We start from the raw sequence: 25,191 nt of genomic DNA on the forward strand, positions 1-25,191 counted from the left end.
CAGTCGTGATTCGTTTTCTTCAATAAATGAATGATGACGATATCCCGATATATTATACATGCCCGACCGCCTCGGTTCAATGCAAAAAAGCATTTGTCATCCCATAACCGATGCGATACCATGAAGTAAGGTTAGAGAGGAGGGTTGATGATGAGTGAAAATAAGACGATGCAAGAGATGCAAGAAGAGGTAGATCAGTACATCAGCCAATTTCAGGAAGGTTACTTTCAACCTTTATCTATGTTAGCTCGTATGACAGAAGAAGTAGGGGAGCTAGCGCGTGAAGTAAATCATCGTTTTGGAGAAAAACCAAAGAAAGAAACAGAAGAAGCGAGTAGCCTCGAGTCCGAATTAGGTGATCTGCTATTTATTACGCTCTGTTTCGCCAACTCGCAAAAGATTGATCTAGAGAAAGCCTTTACGAATGTAATGAAAAAGTATCAAACACGTGATAAGGATAGATGGACGCGTATCGAAGGATAAATGTACTCTTAGGGTTATCTTGGAGATAAGAAAGGATGCAACAACCATGGCTATGATTCGAGTTGCTGTCGCAGGTGCAAGTGGCCGTATGGGCCAGGAAACTGTAAAGATGATTGTCGGTGCTAAAGAGTTTGAGCTAGTAAGTGGAATATCGCGCACGTATGCGGGAAGAGAAGTAGGAGACGTTTTGGGAGTATCATCTGTTAAAGCCCCCTTTTATGAGACGGTGGAAGAAGCGATACATATGAGTGCTCCTGATGTACTGGTCGATTTTACAACGCCGGACTCTGTGCAGGCCCACATGAAAATAGCACTGGAAGCCGGAGTGCGTCCCGTGATTGGGACGAGTGGATTAGCGGATACTACGATTGCTGAGATGTCAGATCTGGCGAGCGAGCACGGTATCGGTGCAATTATTGCTCCCAACTTTGCCATTGGTGCTGTGCTCATGATGATGTTCGCGCAAAAAGCAGCACGTTATTTTCCCGATGTAGAAATTATGGAGATGCATCATGATCGTAAGTTGGACGCACCATCGGGAACGGCCATAAAAACCGCTGATTTAATTAAAGGGAGTCGGACTGAAAAGAGACAGGGTCATCCGGAAGAAAAAGAAGTGATGTTAGGGGCTCGTGGAGCATATAGCGATGGATTCCGTATCCATAGTATACGTCTCCCAGGGTTGGTCGCACACCAAGAGGTCATATTCGGAGCGGCTGGTCAGTTGCTCTCTATCCGACATGATTCCTTCCAACGAGAATCGTTTATGCCGGGCGTGCACATGGCCATTCAAGAAGTGATGAAATTAGATCACCTAGTGTACGGGTTAGAACATCTTTTAGATTTATAATCGATCAGGGTATCAGAACGGAGTGAATATGGATGCATAACGAGATGATCACCAATATCCTTGCTTTTGGTGCCCACCCAGATGATGTAGAGATTGGAGCGGGGGGTATTCTAGCTAAACATACATCTGCGGGTTATCGAGCTGCCATCTGTGATTTAACAGCCGCAGAACTCTCTTCTAACGGCAACCCAATATTACGCCAGCAGGAAGCGGAGCAAGCTTCACACCTCCTCGGCTTACATACGCGTATAAATCTAGGGATTGCTGATCGCGCTATCGGGAACCACCATAGTGAAGACGTAGCTGCCGTTATTCGTCGTCTTCGACCAGAGATCGTCTTACTCCCGTTTGGAAGCGATCGGCATCCGGATCATGTAGCTGCGCATCACCTCATACAAGCAGCCCTTTTCGATGCTGGTATCGGAAAGAAAGAGATCGGTGGACTGCCGCCCCATCGTGTAAATAAAGTATACTGCTATTTTATCAATCAAATTGCGGAGCCTGATATCATCGTGGATATCAGCGATGTTTATGAGAAGAAAACAAAGGCCATTCATGCATACCAGAGTCAATTTTTCAGGGGAACAGAAGAGGTGGCAACACCACTAAATCAGGGAACCTATCTTCAGATGATCCAGGGAAGAGACCAGCTATGGGGCCATCAGATCGGTGTTTCTTATGGAGAAGGATTAGCAACTCTGCGCCCGCTAGCCATGCCTTGGTTACTGGATCAAAAGAGGGGAGGGTAATCGATGCGAATTGGAATTACATGTTATCCGACCCACGGTGGTTCCGGGGTTGTGGCAACAGAATTGGGTAAGTTGTTAGCAGAACGGGGACACCAGGTTCATTTTATTACTTACGACATGCCCTTTCGGCTGGGCGGCTTTCATCATAATATTCATTACCATGCAGTGGAGGCAAACCACTACGCGCTTTTTCGTTATCCTCCCTATGATTTATCCCTTGCAAGTCGGATGGCGCAAGTAGCAAAACAACATCAGTTGGATATCCTACATGTTCATTATGCAGTGCCACATGCCATCTGTGCTTATTTAGCGAAACAAATGTCAGACCAAAACTTCAAAGTGGTGACCACACTACATGGCACGGATATCACTATTTTGGGAGAAGACCCTTCGCTAAAAGATATTATTACTTTTGGGATCCAACAAAGCGATGCTGTTACAGCTGTGTCTGGAGCGTTAATTCAGCAAACCCATGATCTTTTGTGTGCGCAAAAATCGATTGAGCGAATTTATAACTTTGTGGATCATCGCATGTATTATCCCCGCGATGTAACAGATATTCGCTCGCAATATGCCCGAGAAGACGAACACATCCTCTTTCATATGTCGAACTTCCGTCCTGTTAAACGTATTGGCGATGTGATCCGTATTTTTGAGCGTGTTCAGCAAGAAGTTCCCGCTCGTCTGTTGCTTGTAGGGGAGGGGCCGGAGCTTCCGAAGATGAGAGAAGAAGTGGAGAAGATGGGTTTAAGTAAAAAAGTGTGTTTCCTCGGGAAGCAAGATGAAGTGGCCCGTTTAATTTCATTGGCAGACTTGCTGCTGCTTCCATCAGAGAAAGAGAGCTTTGGTCTAGTCGCATTGGAGGCGATGGCTTGTGGGGTTCCCACGATCGGTTCCACAGCCGACGGTATTCCTGAAGTAGTAAAGAATGGAGAAACCGGTTGGCTCGCAGAAGTAGGAGAGGTGGAAGAGATGGCGACAAAAGCGATCACGTTATTAACGGATAGAGACCAATACCAGGCTTTTTCTCAAAATGGGTTGGCTCGCTCTCGCGATACCTTTTGTGGTGATCGAATTGTGGACCAGTATGAGGTATTGTACCAACGTGTGCTGGAAGAAACACAGTAAGGATAAAGAGAAGAGAGGAGTGGAAGGTAAAGACTCCTTCCACTCCCACTAATCAGGGAAAGAGAGGAGCTACGATGACGTGTTCTGCCTATGAAGTAGCCCTTTGTGTCCTCCATACATTAGAAAAAGCAGGTTATCCTGCTTATCTTGTTGGAGGATGTGTACGAGATCGATTGCTTCAAAAAGAACCAGTCGATTACGATATTACTACCAGAGCTCATCCAGAAAAAGTGATGGAACTTTTCACCCACACCATACCGACAGGCCTCGCTCATGGAACCGTTACGGTTTTAATGGATGGGCATGCTATTGAAGTAACCACATTTCGCACAGAAGAAGGGTATTCGGATCATCGCCGCCCAGACCGTGTCACTTTTGTAACTGATTTAACAGCAGATTTAGCTCGCCGAGATTTTACTATTAATGCGATTGCAGAGGATTGCAGAGGTGAAAGGTTTGACCCGTTTGAGGGTCAAGCAGATTTAGCAAGTAGAGTTATCCGAACGGTGGGAGAAGCGAGTGCTCGTTTTCAAGAAGATGCTCTTCGCATGGTGCGTGCCATTCGCTTTGCTACTCAATTAGATTTTGTAATCGAAACAAAAACACGCTCGGCAATAGCGCATAATGGTTCACTCTTACATACTGTCGCGGTTGAACGAGTTACACGTGAGTTGGAGAAGATGTGGGGGTCAGCACAGCCGGCTCATGGACTAAAAGCAATAACAGAGTTAGGCTTATGGAACCACCTTCCCCCAATGAACAGCTGGGAAGGAAAGGGGAAAGATCTTCCTGTGTGGATGGTATCCGTAAATAGTATAACGAGTCCGTATCAGTGGTGGGCACTCCTATTATCTCTGCTTCAAGTACCTGTAGAACATGCAGACAAGCGTATGCGACAATTACGAGTAAATCATAAAGTGGTACAGGAAGTGGCACTTCGCTATCAACTAGCGTACTCTTTTCCTGCTGCCATCACGGAGAGAAGAGGTAAGAAACTATTGCTTACACATGGTGTAAGTGCCGTATTAGAAGGATGTGAATTGGCGATAGTATTGCGTCAACTGCCCAGCTCGCTATATCCTTCTTTTCAGCGCTGGAAAGACGAGCTCGTAGTAACTCATCTCAGTCAGTTGGAAATTAACGGGGGATGCTTGCGATCTATCATCCCACGCCCCCCTGGACCATGGTTAGGTAACACGTTGGACGAGCTGTTGCTACGTGTGGCGTGTGCAGAAATCCCCAATGAGCGGGAGTACTTGTTGAAGGAGGGCATACGTCTTGCCAAAACCTATTCGTGACCATCTGTTACAGGTTCTACTGGATCGTTCGTCTGATTATCTATCTGGCACGGCTTTAAGTAGTCAGCTCGGATGTAGCCGCACAGCAATTTGGAAACATATAAATGAACTGCGTGCCGACGGCTATGAGATTGAAGCTCGTCCTAACCAAGGTTACCGTTTATGCAACCAACCTGATCGGATGGAAGCAGCTGAGATTAAAGCTCTTCTTCATACCAAAAGTTTTGGCCAGTCGATCCGTTATTACTCTAGCCTTGATTCTACCCAAACGGCAGCCCATCAATGGGCACGATCTGGAGCCGAGGAGGGGGCGCTTGTGGTAGCGGAAGAGCAGACAGCAGGTCGTGGTCGTTTAGGGCGAAGCTGGCACTCTCCCGCCCAAACAGGTATTTGGATGAGCTTAATCTTGCGGCCGCCGATTCCGCTTACTCTGGCTCCGCAATTAACCTTGCTCGCCTCTGTTGCAGTTGCACAAGGGATTGAGCAGGCAACCGGGGTTTCTGCCTCCATTAAATGGCCTAACGATTTGCTTTTAGAGGGGAAAAAGGTTTGTGGAATTTTAACCGAACTACGAGGTGAGCAAGATCAAATCGACTATGTGATCTTAGGGATCGGTATCAATGCTAAGGGGGTCACCCATGAGTGGCCAGAAGAAATTCGAGAACGTGCGACGATCCTTCCTACTACAAAGCGAAAATGGAGGCGCGCAGAACTTACAGCATTGATCTTGTACTCTTTGGAAATGCTATACCAACAGTATATGGATGAAGGATTTGCTCCTATTCGCACACAGTGGGAAGCACGTTCTTCCATGTTGGGGGAGCGCATTAATGCTCGCACTGGGAAAGGATTTGTAGAGGGAATTGCCTGTGGATTAAACGATCATGGTGCACTCGTCGTGACAACAAGTGAAGGTGAACAGCACCTTCTGTACTCGGCTGAAATTGAGCGGCAAGCTTAAGTAGCCTTAACCTCTTTCTTCCCGTGAAATTATCGTGTACAATGTTTATGAACAAATGACGACAAACGCTAGGGCGGCATCCAAAATGGAGACGCACCGACGAAGCGATTCTTTTTCGGCATCTGTTCACTACTTTATTCTGCTCTGAGCCCAATGGACGGAGACAGAGGAATGGTATGTTTGAAGATACCAACGCCCTTGTGTGCTCCTCACTCTATACGGTAGGAGAGAAGTGGCGTTTTTTATTTCCTCGGGGCTTGTAGTGCAAACGAGGAGGAAGTGTGATGACAAGCAAACGAAAAAAGGTAACCACTCGAACATTGCGCAAAATGAAAGTGGAACAATCACCTATTACGATGTTAACAGCTTATGATTACCCCTCAGCCAAATTGGCAGACCAAGCAGGAGCGGAAATGATTCTAGTGGGGGATTCCTTGGGTATGGTGGTACTCGGGTACGATTCAACGGTACCGGTTACGTTAGATGATATGGTACACCATACCAAGGCCGTAGCACGCGGCAGTAAACACTCCTTTATCTGTTCTGATCTTCCATTTTTAACTGCTCACTTGGGGCGGGAAGACGTGCTGCGGGCAGCTGGACGATTGGTACAAGAAGCTGGCGCTCACGCGGTGAAAATGGAGGGGGGCATCGAGATCATCGAGGGAATACGCGCTTGTATACAAGCGGGCATTCCGGTGGTCGGTCATCTAGGCTTAACTCCACAATCCGTACACCAGCTTGGAGGATATCGAATACAGGGACGTGATCTCGCATCAGCACGTGAAATTGTGGCCAACGCAAAACTTTTAGAGGAAGCGGGAATCTGCGCGCTCGTCTTAGAATGTGTCCCTGCTGAGGTTGCACAAGAGGTGTCTGCAACGATCGACGTACCGACGATCGGCATTGGAGCTGGTCGTCACTGTGATGGACAGGTACTTGTATACCACGATCTCCTGCAATACGGAAGCGATATTCATCCCTCCTTTGTCAAGACGTATGCCGATTTGGGTGAGCAGGCGGTAAAAGGCATGAAGCAATTCATCGAGGAAGTGCGTGCTGGAGTATTCCCGGGCCCCGAGCATTCTTCACACTTATCAGAGGAAGTAGTCGAAGGTTTATATGGAGCAAAAAAAGAGGGGAGCGCCCCATGCACGTCATAACAGACATTGAAGCGATGCGCCACTATCGACAAGGTCAGGAAGGAAAGAAGATCGGCTTCGTTCCAACGATGGGGGCTCTGCATGCGGGGCATCTTAGCTTAATAGAACAGGCTCGGACAGAATGTGAAGCTGTCATCATATCGATTTTTGTTAATCCATTACAATTTGGGCCCAATGAAGATTTTGAAAAGTATCCACGTGAGCTTAAGCGAGATATTGCGTTGGCAGAGGGAGCAGGAGCTGATGTTGTCTTCGCTCCTACACAAACTGAGATGTACCCTCGCCCCTTGGTAACGCAAGTGGTAGTTGCTGAGATTACCGAACGTTTGTGTGGGGCAAGTCGACCTGGACACTTTACTGGGGTTACTACAGTAGTCAGTAAGTTATTTCATATCGTCCAACCTACCCATGCTTATTTCGGTTTAAAAGATGCACAACAAGTAGCTGTCATCGAACGTATGGTGGAGGATCTACACTTCCCACTCGAAATCGTTCCATGTCCAACGGTTCGAGAAGAAGATGGTTTGGCTCTTAGTTCCCGCAATCGCTATTTATCCAAGCAGGAGCGTGAACAAGCTCCTATTCTCTATCAAGCTTTAACAAGAGCAGAAGCTAATTTGTTGCAAGGGAAATACAAATCAAGCGCTCATTTAGAAGAAGATGTTCGTACTCATATTACCAGCCAACCTTTGGCACAAATCGAATATGTAGAAGCTCTTACCTACCCAGATCTTACTCCGCTCACCGACTTGCATTCACCTCTGATCTTGTTGTTAGCGGTTCGCTTCGGTGATACGCGGTTGATTGATAACATTTTACTCAATAAAGGAGAGCAATAACTATGTTCCGCCACATGATGAAGGCTAAAATTCATCGTGCCACGGTGACTGAGGCCAACCTTAATTATGTTGGTAGTGTGACCATCGATGAAGATATCTTAGATCAAGTAGATATATTACCAAATGAACAAGTACAGATCGTCAACAATAATAATGGCGCTCGCTTAGAAACGTATGTGATTCCAGGAGAACGTGGTAGCGGTGTCATCTGTCTCAATGGCGCAGCAGCTCGCTTGGTACAGCCGGGTGATAAAGTAATTATCATCTCCTATGCCCTTTTAAATGAAGATGAAATCAAATCCCATCAACCACGTGTTGCCATTATGGGTGAAGGCAATCGCCTTGAAGAAGTGATTGGTGAAGAGATTCACGCAACGGTATTATAACTGTCCTTTAGGTAACACCCCCTGCTTCAATGGAAGCAGGGGGTGTTTGTATGTAATCAGACGTTTTGGAGAACGCTAGGGTTGAGTATGGCGGATGAGGAGGGGACACCTATGTTTCAAGAGTGGGTGCATGGTGTACAGCAGGAGTTACAAACCATCGATTGTCATTTTGCACAGTGCGATGAATCACAACGCGGATTACTTAAGACACGCTTTCAACAGATCCAGGCCTCTTCACGGCAGCTTTTAGAAGTGTGGGCAACAGTGGAGGATCAGTTGGCACACCTTGTAAAGCATCATCCTGAACTTACCTCGACGGAAGCGGAGGAGATGGATGGGGAGTTTTGGATTCATGCAGATACCATTCGCTCTTTCCGTCACGGACAAGGGTATTATCAGTTGAAAATGTTTGCAGAAGCCCATCCATATTTTAAAGAGGTAGTAGAGACCGAACCCACTTTTTTGTTAGGGCGTCTGTACTTGGCGCTTAATTTGTTTCAGGAACAACAGTGGAGCGAAGCAGAAGTTCAATTTACACAAGTGGCAGACGAGGGAGTAAAGGAATCATATCTTCCCTTTGCTGCATTTGCCCATCATATGTTAGGGTGTATTGCTGTCTCCCGCGGACAGGAAGAAGAAGCGATCGCTTCCTTTCAAGAAGCAATCGCTCTTAAGAAGGAGAATGCAGATACATGGTTTAACTTAGGTGCCTGCTATTATCGGTTGGGACGCTATGAAGATGCGATTGTGCGCCTCTATCAGGTGCTATCCTTAAATGAACAAGACTGGGAAGCGATGCACCTACTAGCTGAGTGTTATAAAGAGAGTGGGCAGTGGAAAAGTGTTCTTTATTGGCGCTTGTCTGCTATGAAGAAAAGTCATCATCCCACCATTATCAAAGCACTTGCCCATGATTGCGAAGAACGGGGTCAACCTGCGGAGGCTGTGGGATGGTATAAAAAGCTGTTGCGCTGTGATCCGTGGTCGGTTGTAGCCTATCATGGATTGGCTTGGAATAACTGGGCCTTACACAAACGAGCCGAGGCGCGCTGTTGGTTAAAAAAAGGTTTATCCCTTCATCCCAACCACCCCGATCTCCTCTTTTTTCATATATGGTGTGCCATTCAAGAAGGAGAGCTAACAACTGCTGAGAAAGCACCTCGTTATGTAACAAATGAATTGCTGCAACATCCTGTCTGGCTTGTGATGCGTTCACGTCTAGCCATGCAAAAAAAACAGATCACGGTCGCGAAGGAATTGGCAACTGCGGCCACTCAAAACAAGGTTCCTGCGATGAGAGCCTTAGGATATTTCCAGTTAGGACAAATATGCATCGAAGAAAAAGATGCGGGAGAGGCAATTTCGCATTTTCGACAAGCAGGTCAACTTTGTCCGGCTTGGAAAGAACCTGCATTTTATGAAGGTGTTTGCCATTTTCTAGAAGGTCGAGTGGAAAAAATGCAAGAATGCTGGCAATATATATGCTAAGTGAGAGGAGGAACAACGATGCATACGATGTGGAAAGGATCTATTCAATTTGGGATGGTGCATATCCCGGTAAAAATGTATGCTGCTACGGAAAAGCAGTCTATTCCTTTTCGTTATTTACACAAAGAGTGTCAAACCCCTGTAAAAAATGTACGTTACTGTCCCCATTGTGAGAAAGATGTATCGTGGGAAGAGATCATAAAGGGAGTAGAGTATGAAGAAGGAAAATTTGTATTGATGGATCAAGAGGATCTCAAAGCCCTGCAACCGGATAATAGCAAAGCAATCAAGATATTAGATTTTGTACAGTTAGAAGAGATTGATCCGATCTATTTTGATCGAACTTACTTCCTAGGACCGGCCGACACAGGAGAGCATGCCTATGCATTGTTGCGATCCGCATTGGAACAAACGGGAAAGATCGGGGTAGCACAAATTACGATTCGCTCGAAACAATCCCTAGCAGTAGTCCGGGTCTATGAGGGTTGTCTCGTCATGGAGACAATCTTTTATCCTGCCGAAGTGCGCCATGTGACTCATGTGCCCGGGGTACCTGCCAGTGATACTGAATTACCAGCCAAAGAGCTAAAAATGGCACAACAGTTGATTGAGAATTTGTCCACTTCTTTTACACCGGAGAACTACACAGATACGTACCGCCAAGCATTACAAGAAGCAATTGAACAAAAGGTAGCAGGAAAAGAAGTGGTGGAAGCCAAAGGGAACGAACCGGAAAAAGTGGTCGATTTAATGGAGGCCCTAAAACAAAGTTTGGAAAAGACAAAGACAGGAAAAGAAAAAAGCAAAAAGAAGGCCTAAGGCGAGTTTCCTCGCCAGTAGCGCACATAAGAATCATCTGTGGTAGGCGTTTTTTCTATTACCTTTCCAGTAGCATCTATTTTTACTTCAACTTTGCGGTAATGCTCTACCTGCCATTCATCTGTGTCTGTGGTTTCCTCCTTTTCCATTTCATATACAGTCCAGGCGGAATCATGATCTGTCTGCACAACACTTTGATCGATGGGTGGAATGTCAACTAAACGGCTAACACCCAACATGACAAGTAGCATCATATTAGTAACCAAGATGGTTGCTGTAACGATCTGTGTTCTACTCATCTACTTTTCCTCCTTACCAAAAGCCTGGAATCAGCCACCAGGCGACAATAATCACTGATGCATGATAAAGCAAATCTAAAAAGTTGTGTTTGTCCGTTGCGTGTGAGCTTTGCGTCAACAGATAAAATCCATATGCAAAGCGAATGATAATAATGGTGAGTGCAATTTGAATCAGGATAGTGGGCACACTAGATCTCTCCTTTCTTATGCTTATGTTGTTAGAATCATTAGATACCACTCACAGAAAAGAGTGCAAGAGATGTTAAAGCCGATGGAGCCAGTGCTAAGCACAACGGTAATAGAAACAAAAGAGTATCTATATCAAGTAAAGTGGGACGGTATACGTATCATTGCAGAAGTAGAGGGGTCCTCGTGTCGACTATATACTCGTCATGGCAATGAGAGGACGAAAGTATATCCGGAAGTTACTACTGCCCTTGCAACCGATAAATCTTCTCTTCTTCTCGATGGAGAGATGGTTGTGATTCACCAAGGAACATCTGATTTTCACCAAATATTAAAGAGGGATCGCGCGCAAAAAGAGGAGAAAATTAAAGCTCTGCAGTCTTCTAATCCAGCAGTCTATATGATATTCGACTTATTATCCTATAATGGGAATGAATTACTTACTACTCCTCTATCTGAGCGGCTAACGCTTTTGGACTCACTTTCTTTTACCGCACCAAGCTTACAAGTATGTCCTTCAAATGATGATGGAGGTCACCTGTTTGCTGCTACGAAAGAGCTGGGATGGGAAGGAATTGTTATGAAAGAGCGAGATGGTCTCTATTACCCCGGACAAAAACATCCTACTTGGAAAAAAGCGAAACACTTCGATAATATAGAAGCGACCGTGGGGGGAGTTCTCCTGCGTGATGGTCGTGCTGTTTCCTTACTTCTAGGAAGACGGGACGAAGGAAAGCTCTTAAACTATATCGGACGAGTACGCTCGGGATTAAATCAAGCATCCCTTCATGTGCTCACTGCTTCACTTCCCTCACTATCCCAATCAACCTCCCCTTTCACTTCCGAACCGCCTATCCCTTCTTCTCATGCCGTGCAATGGCTACATCCAGTCTTGACATGCTCCATTCAATATTTAGGATGGACACCTGCTCAGACACTTCGCCATGCTACACTGCTCGGTTTCTATTAATAACACCCCGGGTAATCCGGGGTGTTATGTTAATACAGTGGCCTAAAGGGGAAATAAAGCGGCCGATAGAAGGGGACATAAGGGGGAAATATAGGATAGGGGCGATATAGGGGGTAGGGAGGAGGATAGGTATGACGGTAAGGAGGAGGATAGCGAGGATAAGGTCGGTATGGAGGAGGAGGAGGGGGTGGTCGCTGAGCGACACGCAATGAATCTTTTTCATCCCTGGTTTTCTCCTGCATAGCTGGCTCAGCTGGGTTATCCGACTGGTGGGCAATCACATCTATTTTGTTCTGTTTCTCTTTTTTTGTAGGGGATGATGTTTCAGTGTCAACTTTCACTTTGCGTTTTTTCGGCAAACGATTCACCTCCCATCACCAAAAGAAGCGCCGTCCATAAAATCCTCTCCGATAAAAAGGGAGACCAAAGAACGGGAAGAAAGGGAATCCAAAGAAGAAGGGGAATAATAAGAATGAAGTTTGTGCCATTCCCAAGTTGTTATAAGAGTATTGCAGAGTTCGCGGTTCAGGATAAGTGGGGTATTGATAGGAAAGACTATGCTTTCCTGTCCGCGAAGACTCCGGATAGTAATCATCTGCTGGGGCCATAGTTATTTGTACTCCTTCCACAATTTCTAGGTTCACTATCAATGTATGTGGTCAAATGCGCTCTGGACATTTGTCCACCATAATTTAGGCATCTGCCTACATCATAAGGAGAGTTGAGATGGTAGATCGGCAAGTCAAATGGGTCCAGGTAGAGGGGCGTGCAATCAGGGTGAGTCATCCCAATAAACCGATCTTCCCTGACGTAAACCTGAACAAATGGGAGTATCTGCTTCATCTTTTAAATCTTGCTCCTCATCTGCTCTCGTATACGAAAGCACGACTGCTTACGGTGATTCGTTACCCTCATGGGGTACCAGGAGAATCGTTTTATCAGAAAAATGCTCCCTCCTATCTACCCGACTGGATCCCTACTGTCGATCAAAATGGCACTCGCTATATTCTCTTGCAAGATGCACCCAGTCTGATCTGGCTAGGAAATCAACTTTGTCTCGAATTTCACACGGGTTTTCACCTATACACAGATAATCGACCGCAGGAGCTGGTTTTTGACCTCGATCCCAGTACAGAAGAGTGGAGTGATGTTCAAAGTGTGGCTTTACATATCTACGCCCTTCTCCAAGAATTGCATCTTCATAGCGGTGTGAAAACCTCAGGTTCAAGAGGGCTTCAAATTGTTATTCCCTTGATTCCACGATATACATACCAACAGACACGGCAAGTGCTTTCTTTTATCGCGCGTTACATCTGTGAACGGTACCCGCTCCTAGCAACAATAGAACGGGCTAAAAAAAATCGCGGTGGACGCGTTTATATCGACTATGTGCAACATGGACAGGGAAAATCGCTCATCAGTGCTTATTCACCACGGGCACGGTCAGAAGCGACGATTTCGATGCCGCTCACCTGGGAGGAAGTACGAGCGGGAAGAAGACCAAACGAATTTACTTTGATGTCTTTGGCGAGGTGGTTAGAAAAACGACCTGACCCACTCGCTCCGTTGTACGAAGATACGAACAGGCAATCCATTGATTCCATTCTCCGTTTTCTAAAGTGATAGGAGTAGCATAAGTTGTGCTTGCGAGTAGATAGGGAATGCGGTATGGTGAACAAAGATTACATAGCGCATTGGGGGTAGTTCTTATATGAAGCGTTTATATACAAATGGATTGATTATCACGATGGCCGATCAAGAAGGGCCACGTTATACCAGGGGGAGTATCGGAGTTGAAGATCATACGATCTCTTATATTGGTACTGACGCCATCGCCAGCGAATACGACGAAGTGATCGACCTACGTGGAAAAGCAGTGTTGCCTGGCCTCATTAATACGCATAACCATGCTGCCATGACGCTCTTACGCGGCTATGCTGACGATTTGCCTCTGCAAACGTGGCTGGAAGAAAAAATGTGGCCAATCGAGGCGCGCTTTCAAGCAGAGCAAGTCCGCAAAGGGACTGCACTTGCACTCGTGGAGATGATTAAAGGAGGCACAACCTGCTTTGCCGATATGTATGATCACATGGATCAAGTTGCTGAAATGGTAGAAATTTCAGGAATGCGCGCGGTGTTGTGTCGCGGAGTAATTGGGTTGGGATCTGAACAAGAACGAGCGGATAAATTAGCCGAAGCGGTTTCCTTTGCTCGTCAATGGCACATGCAAGCAAACGGACGCATAACAACCATGATGTCGCCGCATTCCCCCTACACATGCCCTCCTGCTTATATCGAACAGATTGTGGAACGAGCGATCGCACTACAAATACCCATTCATACTCATATGTCAGAAACGGCGCGGGAAGTGGAACAAAACATAGAACTTTATGGAAAGCGTCCAGTAGAGCATCTGCTTTCACTCGGGCTGTTTACGATCCCTACTTTGGTAGCGCACGCTGTTCATCTAACAACAGAGGAAATCAAAATGCTGGCCGACTACGATGTGAAAATTGCCCACAATCCTGGGAGCAATCTAAAATTAGGAAGTGGGATTGCTCCTATTCCTCAAATGCTAGCAGCAGGATTACGGCCTTCATTAGCTACCGATGGAGCGGCTAGCAACAACAATTTAGATTTATTAGAAGAAATTCGTTTAGCGGCACTGATTCACAAAGGTGTAAATCAAAACCCAGAAGCGGTACCTGCCTATACGGCTCTAAGTATGGGAACGTCTTACGGGGCAGAAGCACTTTTTCTCGATCAGTATATCGGCACATTGGAAGTAGGTAAAAAGGCTGATTTTATCACCGTTGCGACGACAGGGGCTCATATGCACCCTATGCACGACCTCATTTCTCATCTGGTGTACTCTGCTTCACGCGACGATGTTCAAGATATGGTGGTTGATGGCAAGATTATTATGCGCGATCGCGCGTGTCTTACCCTCGATGAAGAGAAGATTACGTATGAAGCTGCCCGTGCCTTTGCGGCGATTCAATAATAAGAATGAGACATAAAAAAAAGACCTGCCTTGGGGAGGACAGGTAAATATTTGTGTGAGGTATAGACAGGAAGAATATTAGTCAAACTAACTTTAGCTTAAACTTTCATGTCGATCTCCAGTTGATACCGAAGGGTGGGCTTCTCCGTTGTGTTCCCCATGCACCACGTCTGTGCACACATAGCTGGAGAGGTCCACATTTCCATGTGTAAAAAAGGCTCAATTGGCTTCAAATCTTCAGCGGATAGGTGATTGCTCAACTCTGCGCCCACCCATCCCGAAAGGGGAGCCGTCACGTGCTCACCTCCTCTTGCCTGTGACTTTAGTATCACCTGGCTGCGGAGGGATATGTCTTACACATTTTGTGCAAATGAAAGAATTAAGGGAATCCGTTTTGTGTGTGGGCATGGTTTTTCTTATGATTTACGCACGTTTACCTTTCCAACGTACGATTAACCGAGTCACCAGATCAAGCAGAAGGATCACTACTAAAGAAATTCCCACAAGCGGAAGGATCAACCCGAATATCAAGAGTATAATGAGCACGCCCCATTTCCAGCGACCCAAAGGTTTGGCAGGTGGTGCTCCAAATTTTCCGGCGGGTTTACGTTTCCACCACATCCATATCCCCGTAGCCACAATTCCGATCAATCCAAGGCATGTAATAAGAGCAATCACCTGATTAATCACCCCGAAATAATGACCTTCATGCAGAGCAATTCCAATAGAGATGATTTTAGCAAGTGTTCCATAATCGGAAAATCTCAAATCGGCCAAAACCTTACCGCTGTATTGATCAATATGAAGTGTTGCCTGTCGTTCAGGTTGTTCTGGGAAAACGGAAACCGTATACACCCCTGTATCCTCTTGGGGCAGGGAAATACTATATCCTGCTTCGACGTCGCTCTTAGCCGCGATTTCAATCACTTGATCTACGCTTACTATGCGCTTTCCATCACCCGACTCAGGAACCGGCATCTCTTCTGCCGCCCATGCAACATTATCAGCCACATCTTTTGTAGGCAATGTCGACTGGGGCTGCTCCCACATTTCCTCAGGGTAGCCACTATTGGTATAGGTAGCCACCTCGTTTATTTTTTCTCCCACTACCCCTGCCCAGGGTAGACCTGTAAGAATTAAGATAACAATCAAGAAGGATAGCCAAAATGCGGGGACAGCATGTAAATCACGCAACCGTGTCCGTTTGTTTGTTCCCTTGCCTAAACGAGGCAGAAGGGTACCAAAAAGTGCTTTTTTCTGTCGCGGCCACCATAAGTATAAACCAGTTACCACCAAGATCAGTGCCCAGCTGGCGGCAAGTTCTACCAATCGATCCCCAAGGGTTCCAATCATCAATTCGCCATGAAGAGCGACGATTTGGTTCATGAATCGATCATCTTCTGTCAACGAACCCACGATCTCACCTCGATAGGGATCAACAAAGAGCGTGGTCATCTCACCCTCTACCATCAATTTTGCTTGTGCTGTCCGTTCCGGTTCTAAACTGGGGGTAAAATGTAAGACATCCATATCTGAATACTCTTTTTTTATCTGTTGCAGTAACTGCTCGGCAGATTGTTTTTCTGCTCGATCTGTAGCCGATACTTGATAGAGGTCTTTATACATCACTTCCTCAATTTGAGGCTTAAATAGGTAGATGGCTCCAGTAATAGCTAGCAAAATCAATATAGGGGAAAAGATGAGCCCTGCATAAAAATGCCAGCGCCAGATGGAAGCATATAAGGTGTGTTGCTTCTTGGTAGGCTGTTCAATGTGCTGTTTTTTCATCGTCGATAAAGCTCCTTTGTACATCGTTCGACTTTAAGTATATAAAAGGTGAACGGAGGTGCCATGACTCGAAAGGGCTATATATCATGACGAAAACTTGAACAACTTGGGATCTCTCCTTTCATTCGTCGCATGGTACAATAAAAAACGAATCTAAGAGATCATGCTCACATGCGATAGGAATGAACATAATGAAAATGACAGATAAACAAATGAAATGGTGGATTTTACTCAGTCCCACATTCGTAATTGGTTTGTGGGAATATATACGGCATCAATGGCTCCTTCCCTTTATATCAATGGAAGTGGGGAATTGGCTGTCTGCAGGACTCGTTTTTCTGGTGACGATTACGTTATTGCGAAGGTTATTTCGACGTTATGAGCAATTACAGGAAAAGTTAAGAGTGGAACGAACACAAAAAGCGGTTTTGGAAGAGCGCCAACGCATGGCTAGGCAGCTTCATGATGGAATTGCCCAATCGCTCTTTTTGTGTGCTGTACACGTAGAAGCCATAAAAGAACGTCATCCCGAGTTGACAGAGTGGGGGGAAATAGAAAACACCATGTCAAATCTACACAGCACTATCCGCAGCGCCATTACAAACTTAAAAAACCCCTCTGACGAAGAACCATTAGAGGAGTGGGCACAGCGTTTACAGTTGTTAGTGGATGCATTTACTTTGGATACGGGTATTGCTGTGCACCTGCGGGCAGATGAGGACGAAGAAAAGACGTTGACTAGTAAAGAGAAGGTGGAGCTGCTGGCATGTTTACAAGAAGCTCTTACCAATATTCGTAAACATGCTGCCGCTTCCGAGGTGAAAATCACTTTTAGAATGACTCCTACGGGATGGTCGCTTGATGTTACAGATAACGGAAAAGGATTTAGTGGAAATCCTTTTCGCCACCCCGATCATTTTGGCTTGGGGATGATGAATGAACGTGCCCTAGAATTGGGAGCAAAGCTCTCTTTTGTTTGCACTGGTGGAAAAACAACTCTACGCATTGCTAAGGAGGGGGGGAGATGACTCCATATCGAGTAGTGATTGGAGATGATCATGAGCATGCACGTCAAGCAATGCGCTTAATTTTAGCGCGCGATTCTTCCTTTCTCATTGTGGCGGAGGCGTGTGATGGAGAAGAAGTGATACGACAAGTAGAGCAAGAGCAGCCCGACTTGGTTTTAATGGATATTAATATGCCATACTGCAATGGACTACAGGCGACACGGCTTATAAAAGAGAGATATCCCAGTACTAAGATTGTGATGGTAACCGTTTCTGACGATGCAGCCCATCTGTTTGAAGCGATAAAACATGGGGCTCAAGGGTACTTACTTAAAAACTTACAACCGCAATTATGGCTGGACTACCTGCACTCCCTCTTAGGGAATGAAGCGCCGGTGCCACAACCTATCGCGCGACGGGTGTTACATGAATTTACGAAAGAAGATAAACAGGATTCCAATGAAGTTCTCACATCACTTACTCCTCGTGAACAAGAGATTTTAACTTGGGTAGCTAAAGGATGGAGCAATAAAGCGTTGGCGGATCAACTAGGTATTTCTGAGCATACGGTTAAAAACCACCTTAAAAATATTATGCAGAAGTTGCAGGTGAAGAATCGGGTTGAACTAACGCACTATGTATATGGAAAATCGGATTTTAAGGAAAGAGAGGTATAATACTGTCTTCAGGATCGTATGTATAGAAATATTATCCGCACTTTATCTCTAAGGAGAGTGAAGGATGCGCACACTCCTCATCTTAGTTTCAAGTAGTTTTCTCCTGTCAGCGTGTGGATCAGTGGGATATGAAGCTGGACCTGTTACGGAGAGCGTACAAGCTGTCTCTACACAGAAGAAGAGTGGATCTAGTGAGCAGGAACAAGCACAAGCGAAACAAAGAGAAAAACGTCCAACATTATCAGAAGAAGTATTCTCTCTCGTAGAAAAACACCGTCACCAATCTGAATACGCTTTTCGTCTCCTACTTGATGAGTCCACACCATATGAGTTGAATGGAAAACAGAGTGGCGACGACTGGGAACTACATGATAAGCGTAAGAAGTTAGAAATTAAAAAGAAAGGAGACCAGATTGAACTTGCTAGTAACGGGAAAAAGGAAACATTGGCTCCTGAGCAGTTTGGTCTGATTTCCCCTGATGATCACCTCGAGCTGTTAACCTCGGCTATGGGCAATGTAATCCAATTACCACAAAAAAAGTGGGGAGGGGAGTTATTCTCCTCTGTCCGGGTCGATCTTGATCCCAAAACAGTTGAAAATAAACTGATGGAGCGTTTAGGTTCTGGATTTCAAGATCCCGCGGCAGCCAAAAGGGCCAGTGAGTTAACAGAAGTTGTGTATGAACTTTGGTACGATCGTAAAACAGGAGCTCTCATTCAACTACGCATTCAAATAGGGGAGCAGAGTGAGGATATGGTATATCTGTTCCCTCAAGAGTAAAAGAAGCGCACCCACTCAGCGATGTACTGAGTGGGTGCGCTTCTTTCCCATTAATTCCTTTCTCTTATGATATATATCCTGTGATATACTCGTAGTATTGATTATTATTCTGATTTAAGTAGAAAGGGGGCGTGACCAGATGAAAGTAAGAGCCGTCCAGGCGACAACGGCACTGGTTGTCACGCTCATTTTATTATTTGGTGGTTATTTTGCATTCCAATGGTTGAAAGTAGAAAAACCATTGCAAGCATATATACAGACACATTCGGAGTTAACCATAGTGGATCAAGCCATCTCTCCCAATCACATCGAGCTTTCTCTTAAGGCTTCTCCCTCCTTTGATGCAACATCATATCGAGCACTGTATCAACAGATGGAAGAGATCGGTGGCCATCGTGAGATTACGATCCGCTTTGTAGATAATGAAAATTCTTCTTTGCAGAGCGCATGGGAGCAGATCAGCTTTTTGATGTATGAATATATTTCATTGGAGCAGTATGGTGAAATTCCTCCCGCTGTTGAACGGATTTCTACTCTCCACGGAGTGGAGGGTGAAGTCGTAATGGATGAAAAGGCTATCTATCTGCTTTTGCAGTTGGAAGAAGAGGTAGCTTTTTATCGACTTCCGCTCCTTAAGTCGGTAACCGGGGGTGAGCAGGAATGAAGATGATGGGCTGGATAGTAGGTGCTGTTGCTGCTACTTTTCTATTCCTCGGATATCTGGGGGTTCCTTTATTGCCCTTGGTTGTGCTTACTCTTATTATTGCAGCTGTTACCTTTTTTTCCTCCACTAGCGGTGGCCGATTAGGGGTAGGCAAAAAAGAGACCATTCAAACGAATGAGTCTGTCCCCAATCTAACTTTTGATGAGATTGGGGGACAAAAACGGGCGAAAAACGAATTGATCGAAGCCCTTGACTTTTTAATTCATCGTGACCATATCGATGCGTATGGGATTCGTCCCCTCAAAGGTATCTTGCTGTCTGGACCTCCGGGAACAGGAAAAACGTTGATGGCAAAGGCAGCGGCTCATTATACCGATTCTGTTTTTGTTTCTACTGCAGGTAGCGCTTTTATCGAGATGTATGTAGGTGTAGGAGCAAAACGAATACGCAAATTATTTACTGAAGCAAGAGAGATGGCACGGAAGAAGAAAAAGAAGAATGCGATCATATTTATCGACGAAATCGATGTCATCGGTGGTCGCCGTGATGGTTCGCAGCATCGTGAATATGATCAGACATTAAATCAGCTATTGACAGAGATGGATGGGTTATCTTCTGAACAAGATGTGCGGCTGTTGGTTGTAGCAGCAACCAACCGTAAGGATATGTTAGACAGTGCTTTATTGCGTCCAGGAAGATTTGATCGCCACATCACAGTAGATCTACCTGACAAAAAAGCGCGTACGCATATCCTACACCTTCATCTGCACACAAAACCTTTGTCCGCTGATGTAAAAATAGAGAAGATAGCAGAAGAAACCTTTGGTTTTTCAGGTGCACAGTTGGAAAGTGTTGCTAATGAAGCTGCGATATACGCCCTCCGTGACGAAGAACGAGAGATTACACAGCATCATCTCTCTCTTGCCATTGATAAAGTCATGATGGGGGAAAAGACAGATCGAGAAGCGACACAAGAAGAGCGGGAACGTGTCGCAATTCATGAGATGGGACATGCCATTGTGGCAGAGTTTGTGCAACCAGAATCTGTAGCACAAGTAGCTCTATCTCCACGCGGAGAGGCGCTCGGATATGTTCGCCATCACCCCGGAAGTGATCGTTATTTATATACGCGCGAACAAATTGAAGGGCAAATTATGATTTTACTAGCCGGGGCTGCGGCTGAACAAGTGGTGTTTGGAAATCGTAGCACAGGGGCGCGAAATGATTATGAACGTGCTAATCAGTCGGCCCAATTGTTGATTGAGAGCGGATTATCCGAGTTAGGGATTATTAATCCAGACTGGATAGAAAAAAGTAGTTTGCAAGCGGAAGCAAGTCGAATATTGAGCTCATTAGAAGAGCGGACGATACACCAGATCGAACAACACCGTCATGTGTTGGAGAGAGGGTTGTACCTCCTCTTAAAAGATGAAGTATTACAAGGGGATCATTTCCGCCAATTGTTAGCGCAAGCCGACGAGTGGGTTCGTTAAGTATAAAAGAGCAAAGATGAGGGGGAGCTGCATCGATCTGATGACTCCTCCTCTTGATTTGTCTGTCTGGATACGTTTTAATAAAAACAGTCTGGTTGGAGCCTCATATACATAAAGAGAGTACAGACCGACCGTCAAGCACAAGGAGAGTGGACGATAGATGCAATTATCCAAACGCGTACAACAAGTAGCACCGTCCGTCACATTAACAATTACTGCGATGGCACGAGCGTTAAAAGACGGAGGTAAAGATGTAGTAGGCTTAGGTGCAGGGGAACCCGATTTTAATACACCACAACACATTATCGAAGCCGCCATCCAAGCGATGAATGCAGGTCACACCAAGTACACTCCAGCAAGCGGAATTGCTTCGCTCAAAGAGGCGATTATTCGAAAATTTCATCGTGATAATCGCTTGCAGTACACAGCCAATCAGGTGATGGTTACTGTGGGGGCAAAGCATGCTCTCTACAACTTATTCCAAGCTTTGCTCGATCCCGGTGATGAGGTCATTATTCCCACGCCTTACTGGGTTAGCTACGTAGAGCAGGTGAAGTTAGCAGGTGGCGTCCCGGTATTGTTAGAAGGAAAAGAAGAAGATGGATTTAAAATTTCCACCTCTGATTTAGCAGCGGCTGTGACAGAAAGGACGAAAGCATTTCTTATCAATAGTCCTTCTAATCCAACGGGCGCCGTTTATACTAAAGAAGAACTAACGGATTTGGGACGGGTGTGCATCGATCAAAATGTGACGATCATTTCGGATGAGATTTATGAACACTTGATATATAGTGGGCAGCCGCATATAAGCATGGCCAGTTTAGGTGAGGAGTACTATAACCAAACCGTCATTATCAATGGTGTTTCAAAGACGTATTCCATGACGGGCTGGCGGATTGGTTATGTAGCAGGAAATGCTGATCTGATTCAAGCGATGAGTAATATTTCTAGCCATAGCACCTCGAACCCAGCTTCAATCGCCCAATATGCAGCCATTGCTGCATTGGAAGGACCACAAGAACCAGTTGCTACCATGCGAACTGCTTTTGCACAGCGACGAGATTTTCTTGTGGCTGCATTGCAACAATTACCTGGAATTAGCGCTTCTACACCTGCAGGGGCATTCTACGTATATGCCAATATTGCTGAATCGATGAAAGCTAAAAGCATAAAAACCTCTGCCGAGTGGGCGCAAAAACTGTTAGAAGAAGAGTTGGTCGCTGTTGTACCCGGCTCTGCTTTTGGTACTGATGAGCACGTTCGCCTCTCGTATGCAACTTCGATGGAACAGCTAGAAAAAGCAGTAGAACGGATCAAACGCTTTGTAGATATACAATAAAACAAAAAAGGGCCATCTGGCCTTTTTTGTTTATACATAAAGATCTTTTTTTCTCCCGGTAAGTATGTTTAGCTCATTGTCGGTGGACGTGATGAGCGCATAAATGCACTAAAAAACCAGATTATGTTTGTAATACATAGCAACAACCCGAGCACTAGCAGTGTAAGGGTGGTGGGATGAGGCTCTCGATACAATAACCATCCGATAATAGGGAGTACGGATAATGCAATAAGTAAACCGACCCCACATAAAATTGCCATTACCATTTTCATTGACTGCACTCCTCTAATATAGACAAGGAGGGGGAACAAATAACAAAATAACACCATGCCTACCGCTAGCCACATACCGGTAGAGTTAAATTGATTTACGTTAGGCCCTGTTTGATTAAGCGGGGATAAAGTAATCAGGATTAACAATGAGGTAAAGAATACTGCTGAAATCAAAGTAACATAAACCATATTTTTTCTAATCGTTGAATCCACGGGGTTGCCAATCCTTTCTAGATGACATCATTTATTTATGAGGATGCATCTGTATTATTCTAGCTGAAAGTAAATTGTCCTGCTTGAGTTCAAAGATAAAGAAGGTGAATAGATGAATATACCAGTTTTCGGACAAAAAATAGAAGGTGCTGTATATAAACAGCGCAGAACCGCATATGGGGTTATTTTCTCTCCAAACGAAGAATCTGTTGCTGTCATAAGAACACCCAAAGGAATCTTTTTACCTGTTATAACTGGCAAACGGTGTTAGCAGTTGCAACTTCTCTTATTTAAAAAGATCAAGTATAATTTAATAGAAATATATTTTAAAAGAGTATAAGAAAGTAGGTCCAACATTGAACCCAACGATCAGGATAGAGGAAGTAAACAAAGATAACTGGTATGAGTGTTGTCAGTTAAGCGTATCCACTGCACAAGCAGAGTATATGGAGTCTAACGCAATTTCCATCGCTCAATCCAAATTTGAAGAATCACTCAAACCATACGCTATTTATTACGAAGAGGCTGTCGTCGGCTTTTTGATGTTTAACTCTGTTTTAGAAGAGTTAGATGGCTATTGGATTTACCGCATCATGATCGATGAAAACTACCAAGGCAAAGGCATTGGAAAACAAGCTACACAGCTCATGCTGGATGAAATAAGAAATCTGCGGCAAGCTAATAAAGTAGTTGTTGGCTACCATCCAGAGAACACGGAAGCACATCGCTTATACGCTAGCTTAGGATTTGTCGATCAAGGAGATCGGTTTGGAAAGGAAATGGCTGTCGTGTTACATATATAGGGGTAGAGGGAGCATCCGTCGATTTTGCCGGCATTTGCCTAATAAATGTAAAAACGGCTTGAGATTGCATGTGAGCAATTCAAGCCGTTTCCCGTGTTTTATATAGGAAACTGAGGAATAACACGCTCATATTCATCCTGAGCATCTGTAATAGCTAATTTTGAGTACACTTCAAGCGACTTTCGATTTTCATGTCCAGAATAAAGCTAAATGAGCGCATCGTCAATACCCTTTCTTTCCACAGTACTGTGTGCATGGCTAAAAGCTCTTTGAAGGCGGTAGGGAATGGTACGATTCGATCTTTCTTCCCTTTCCCTTGATTCACGCGTATCTGACATCGTTGGAAATCCACATCATTTAACTTAATGTTGATGAGTTCACTTACAATTCACTTACACGAACGCCTGTATACAGCAAAGTCTTGATGACCATCATATCTTGTAAGTTTTTCGCCCTCCAGACAGCTTCATAATAGCGTTTAATTTCATCTTCTGTTGGAACATAAGGAAGTTTTTTGATCTTGGTACGTTAACTTCTAATTCCGTTCTCAAGGTGTCGAAATACACTCTTTAGATAATCATAATCAGGCTCTATAAATTTATTCATATTTCATATAACATAGGATAATAAAAATCATAAAATAAATAAATATCTTTAATTAATTTTGATTTTACTATTGACTTCCTATTTCTATCAGTCTATTATAAATTTGGATACCCAGTTTGTGGCATCTAAAATACTATTTAGGAGTTGGTTTGTAAATGAAAGCAATCAAGAAAGTTGTTCTGCTTCCTCTCTCCCTTGCATTGACGATGTCTATCGCCTTTGCCCCCGACAGTTTCGCTTCAAGTTCCACTGGTGCGGAAGAACTCTCGATCGAAGACTTGACCCCTGCCGAACTCGCCGATTTAGAAGAAGGAATAAGAGATACGCAGGAAGAATTAAAAAATGGTAAGAAGACAGTAGATCCTCAGGACTTTCAAGAATACGTGAAAGATAAAGGATTGTCTTCAGAAGAGGCTGAAAATCAACTTCATTCAAACAGGGTTGGGACCAAAGGTGATATTGTGGTAACACTAAGCGGAACTAGCGGGGGCTCAGCTTGGGCCGGAGGACATGCAGGCGTTGTACAAAGTAACAATTACTATGTTACAGAATCTTTCGGTATCGGGAGTAAAAAGGGAGTTCAAAGAAGGACTAATAATTGGAAAGCAAGATATTCACACGTAAGAGGATTATGGGTTCGTGGAGCAGACGGCGCTGACTATAGTTACGCAGCCGCCTACTCAAAAGCAAAAATAGGAAAGCCGTACAATTATAACTTTTACAACAAAACGACAACCTCACGCTTCTATTGTTCACAATTAGCATGGAGATCATGGAAAAACAGAGGTTTTGAACTGGATAACGGTGGCGCAGTATGGCCTGTAAATTTGATCAATGATGGGGATACGAAAACATTCTATTCAAAAGGGTAATAAATAAATGATTAAAGACAGAGAGGTTGTTCCTGCCTCTCTGTCTTTACAAA

At 44.8% G+C, this 25,191-nt stretch carries 31 protein-coding genes; 23 read left to right on the top strand and 8 right to left on the bottom strand.

Going from position 1 to position 25,191, the window contains the following annotated elements; genetic code table 11:
- Nucleotides 1-150: 150 nt before the first annotated feature.
- From NXZ84_RS05395 to ku, 11 genes are all read left to right on the top strand, one after another.
- A complete protein-coding gene (locus NXZ84_RS05395) occupies nt 151-483 on the top strand; it encodes a nucleotide pyrophosphohydrolase (protein ID WP_258839238.1) in 333 nt (110 codons plus the stop codon).
- A 46-nt stretch (nt 484-529) separates the two neighbouring features.
- A complete protein-coding gene (dapB, locus tag NXZ84_RS05400; RefSeq protein WP_258839239.1) occupies nt 530-1,333 on the top strand; it encodes a 4-hydroxy-tetrahydrodipicolinate reductase in 804 nt (267 codons plus the stop codon).
- Nucleotides 1,334-1,365: 32 nt separating this feature from the next.
- The gene (bshB1, locus tag NXZ84_RS05405; protein WP_258839240.1) at nt 1,366-2,082 is read left to right on the top strand and encodes a bacillithiol biosynthesis deacetylase BshB1; all 717 of its coding nucleotides are present in this window, start codon (nt 1,366-1,368) and stop codon (nt 2,080-2,082) included.
- A gap of 3 nt (nt 2,083-2,085) precedes the next feature.
- A complete protein-coding gene (bshA, locus tag NXZ84_RS05410) occupies nt 2,086-3,210 on the top strand; it encodes an N-acetyl-alpha-D-glucosaminyl L-malate synthase BshA (protein WP_258839241.1) in 1,125 nt (374 codons plus the stop codon).
- Between the two features lie 74 nt (nt 3,211-3,284).
- On the top strand, nt 3,285-4,508 hold the full coding sequence (locus NXZ84_RS05415; protein WP_258839242.1) for a CCA tRNA nucleotidyltransferase: 1,224 nt from the start codon (nt 3,285-3,287) through the stop codon (nt 4,506-4,508).
- Nucleotides 4,489-5,469 carry a biotin--[acetyl-CoA-carboxylase] ligase gene (locus tag NXZ84_RS05420; protein ID WP_258839243.1) on the top strand — a complete coding sequence of 327 codons (981 nt, stop codon included), beginning with the start codon at nt 4,489-4,491 and terminating at the stop codon, nt 5,467-5,469. The genes NXZ84_RS05415 and NXZ84_RS05420 overlap by 20 nt, the downstream gene beginning before the upstream one ends.
- 284 nt (nt 5,470-5,753) lie before the next feature.
- Nucleotides 5,754-6,632, top strand: coding sequence for a 3-methyl-2-oxobutanoate hydroxymethyltransferase (gene panB, locus NXZ84_RS05425; protein WP_258839244.1), 879 nt, complete (start codon nt 5,754-5,756; stop codon nt 6,630-6,632).
- Nucleotides 6,620-7,471 (top strand): pantoate--beta-alanine ligase, encoded by an 852-nt coding sequence (panC, locus tag NXZ84_RS05430; protein WP_258839245.1) that lies wholly within the window; start codon nt 6,620-6,622, stop codon nt 7,469-7,471. The genes panB and panC overlap by 13 nt, the downstream gene beginning before the upstream one ends.
- Nucleotides 7,472-7,473: 2 nt before the next feature.
- Nucleotides 7,474-7,857, top strand: coding sequence for an aspartate 1-decarboxylase (panD, locus tag NXZ84_RS05435; RefSeq protein WP_258839246.1), 384 nt, complete (start codon nt 7,474-7,476; stop codon nt 7,855-7,857).
- Nucleotides 7,858-7,968: 111 nt separating this feature from the next.
- Nucleotides 7,969-9,345: a tetratricopeptide repeat protein gene (locus NXZ84_RS05440; RefSeq protein ID WP_258839247.1), complete on the top strand. Its 1,377-nt coding sequence runs from the start codon at nt 7,969-7,971 to the stop codon at nt 9,343-9,345.
- An 18-nt stretch (nt 9,346-9,363) separates the two neighbouring features.
- Nucleotides 9,364-10,164, top strand: a complete 801-nt coding sequence (gene ku / locus NXZ84_RS05445) for a non-homologous end joining protein Ku (RefSeq protein WP_258839248.1) — start codon at nt 9,364-9,366, stop codon at nt 10,162-10,164.
- On the opposite strand, the gene NXZ84_RS05450 is transcribed toward ku, so the two are convergent.
- Nucleotides 10,161-10,463: a hypothetical protein gene (locus NXZ84_RS05450; protein WP_258839249.1), complete on the bottom strand. Its 303-nt coding sequence runs from the start codon at nt 10,461-10,463 to the stop codon at nt 10,161-10,163. The two genes, ku and NXZ84_RS05450, sit on opposite strands and share 4 nt — an antisense overlap.
- 13 nt (nt 10,464-10,476) lie before the next feature.
- Entirely contained in the window at nt 10,477-10,650 is a 174-nt protein-coding gene (locus tag NXZ84_RS05455) for a hypothetical protein (RefSeq protein ID WP_258839250.1), read from the bottom strand.
- Nucleotides 10,651-10,722: 72 nt separating this feature from the next.
- Here NXZ84_RS05455 and NXZ84_RS05460 point away from each other — a divergent pair, with 72 nt between their 5' ends.
- Nucleotides 10,723-11,619, top strand: coding sequence for an ATP-dependent DNA ligase (locus NXZ84_RS05460; protein ID WP_258839251.1), 897 nt, complete (start codon nt 10,723-10,725; stop codon nt 11,617-11,619).
- A gap of 29 nt (nt 11,620-11,648) precedes the next feature.
- Here the strand turns inward: NXZ84_RS05460 and NXZ84_RS05465 are convergent, their stop codons facing one another.
- Complete coding sequence (locus NXZ84_RS05465; protein WP_258839252.1) at nt 11,649-11,978, bottom strand: hypothetical protein; 330 nt, start codon at nt 11,976-11,978, stop codon at nt 11,649-11,651.
- Between the two features lie 15 nt (nt 11,979-11,993).
- On the bottom strand, nt 11,994-12,227 hold the full coding sequence (locus NXZ84_RS05470; protein ID WP_258839253.1) for a hypothetical protein: 234 nt from the start codon (nt 12,225-12,227) through the stop codon (nt 11,994-11,996).
- Between the two features lie 118 nt (nt 12,228-12,345).
- Between NXZ84_RS05470 and ligD the strand changes: the two genes are divergently transcribed.
- Both ligD and NXZ84_RS05480 read left to right on the top strand, forming a co-directional pair.
- On the top strand, nt 12,346-13,242 hold the full coding sequence (ligD, locus tag NXZ84_RS05475; protein WP_258839254.1) for a non-homologous end-joining DNA ligase: 897 nt from the start codon (nt 12,346-12,348) through the stop codon (nt 13,240-13,242).
- An 88-nt stretch (nt 13,243-13,330) separates the two neighbouring features.
- Nucleotides 13,331-14,623, top strand: coding sequence for an amidohydrolase (locus NXZ84_RS05480; RefSeq protein WP_258839255.1), 1,293 nt, complete (start codon nt 13,331-13,333; stop codon nt 14,621-14,623).
- Between the two features lie 98 nt (nt 14,624-14,721).
- On the opposite strand, the gene NXZ84_RS05485 is transcribed toward NXZ84_RS05480, so the two are convergent.
- Both NXZ84_RS05485 and NXZ84_RS05490 read right to left on the bottom strand, forming a co-directional pair.
- On the bottom strand, nt 14,722-14,919 hold the full coding sequence (locus NXZ84_RS05485; RefSeq protein WP_258839256.1) for a hypothetical protein: 198 nt from the start codon (nt 14,917-14,919) through the stop codon (nt 14,722-14,724).
- Nucleotides 14,920-15,046: 127 nt separating this feature from the next.
- Entirely contained in the window at nt 15,047-16,411 is a 1,365-nt protein-coding gene (locus tag NXZ84_RS05490; RefSeq protein WP_258839257.1) for a PepSY-associated TM helix domain-containing protein, read from the bottom strand.
- A 212-nt stretch (nt 16,412-16,623) separates the two neighbouring features.
- Between NXZ84_RS05490 and NXZ84_RS05495 the strand changes: the two genes are divergently transcribed.
- The 6 genes from NXZ84_RS05495 (at nt 16,624) to NXZ84_RS05520 (ending at nt 22,372) form a co-directional block, all read left to right on the top strand.
- Nucleotides 16,624-17,439 (top strand): sensor histidine kinase, encoded by an 816-nt coding sequence (locus NXZ84_RS05495; protein WP_258839258.1) that lies wholly within the window; start codon nt 16,624-16,626, stop codon nt 17,437-17,439.
- Nucleotides 17,436-18,095 (top strand): sigma-70 family RNA polymerase sigma factor, encoded by a 660-nt coding sequence (locus NXZ84_RS05500; RefSeq protein WP_258839259.1) that lies wholly within the window; start codon nt 17,436-17,438, stop codon nt 18,093-18,095. Before NXZ84_RS05495 ends, NXZ84_RS05500 begins: the two co-directional genes overlap by 4 nt.
- A gap of 64 nt (nt 18,096-18,159) precedes the next feature.
- Complete coding sequence (locus tag NXZ84_RS05505; RefSeq protein ID WP_258839260.1) at nt 18,160-18,876, top strand: hypothetical protein; 717 nt, start codon at nt 18,160-18,162, stop codon at nt 18,874-18,876.
- A gap of 139 nt (nt 18,877-19,015) precedes the next feature.
- The gene (locus NXZ84_RS05510) at nt 19,016-19,540 is read left to right on the top strand and encodes a hypothetical protein (RefSeq protein ID WP_258839261.1); all 525 of its coding nucleotides are present in this window, start codon (nt 19,016-19,018) and stop codon (nt 19,538-19,540) included.
- A gap of 2 nt (nt 19,541-19,542) precedes the next feature.
- A complete protein-coding gene (locus NXZ84_RS05515) occupies nt 19,543-21,033 on the top strand; it encodes an AAA family ATPase (protein ID WP_396654009.1) in 1,491 nt (496 codons plus the stop codon).
- 160 nt (nt 21,034-21,193) lie between these two features.
- Nucleotides 21,194-22,372 (top strand): pyridoxal phosphate-dependent aminotransferase, encoded by a 1,179-nt coding sequence (locus NXZ84_RS05520; RefSeq protein ID WP_258839262.1) that lies wholly within the window; start codon nt 21,194-21,196, stop codon nt 22,370-22,372.
- 68 nt (nt 22,373-22,440) lie between these two features.
- On the opposite strand, the gene NXZ84_RS05525 is transcribed toward NXZ84_RS05520, so the two are convergent.
- A complete protein-coding gene (locus tag NXZ84_RS05525; protein WP_258839263.1) occupies nt 22,441-22,857 on the bottom strand; it encodes a DUF5391 domain-containing protein in 417 nt (138 codons plus the stop codon).
- Nucleotides 22,858-22,969: 112 nt separating this feature from the next.
- Between NXZ84_RS05525 and NXZ84_RS05530 the strand changes: the two genes are divergently transcribed.
- Both NXZ84_RS05530 and NXZ84_RS05535 read left to right on the top strand, forming a co-directional pair.
- Nucleotides 22,970-23,128 carry an NUDIX hydrolase gene (locus NXZ84_RS05530; protein ID WP_258839264.1) on the top strand — a complete coding sequence of 53 codons (159 nt, stop codon included), beginning with the start codon at nt 22,970-22,972 and terminating at the stop codon, nt 23,126-23,128.
- A gap of 85 nt (nt 23,129-23,213) precedes the next feature.
- Nucleotides 23,214-23,660 carry a GNAT family N-acetyltransferase gene (locus NXZ84_RS05535; RefSeq protein ID WP_258839265.1) on the top strand — a complete coding sequence of 149 codons (447 nt, stop codon included), beginning with the start codon at nt 23,214-23,216 and terminating at the stop codon, nt 23,658-23,660.
- Between the two features lie 154 nt (nt 23,661-23,814).
- Here the strand turns inward: NXZ84_RS05535 and NXZ84_RS05540 are convergent, their stop codons facing one another.
- The gene (locus NXZ84_RS05540; RefSeq protein WP_309495608.1) at nt 23,815-24,012 is read right to left on the bottom strand and encodes a hypothetical protein; all 198 of its coding nucleotides are present in this window, start codon (nt 24,010-24,012) and stop codon (nt 23,815-23,817) included.
- Between the two features lie 409 nt (nt 24,013-24,421).
- On the opposite strand from NXZ84_RS05540, the gene NXZ84_RS05545 reads away from it, so the two are divergent.
- Complete coding sequence (locus NXZ84_RS05545; RefSeq protein ID WP_258839267.1) at nt 24,422-25,138, top strand: YiiX/YebB-like N1pC/P60 family cysteine hydrolase; 717 nt, start codon at nt 24,422-24,424, stop codon at nt 25,136-25,138.
- Nucleotides 25,139-25,191 lie beyond the last annotated feature (53 nt).

The sequence above is a fragment of the Mechercharimyces sp. CAU 1602 genome (genome assembly GCF_024753565.1).
Taxonomy (GTDB): domain Bacteria; phylum Bacillota; class Bacilli; order Thermoactinomycetales; family JANTPT01; genus Mechercharimyces.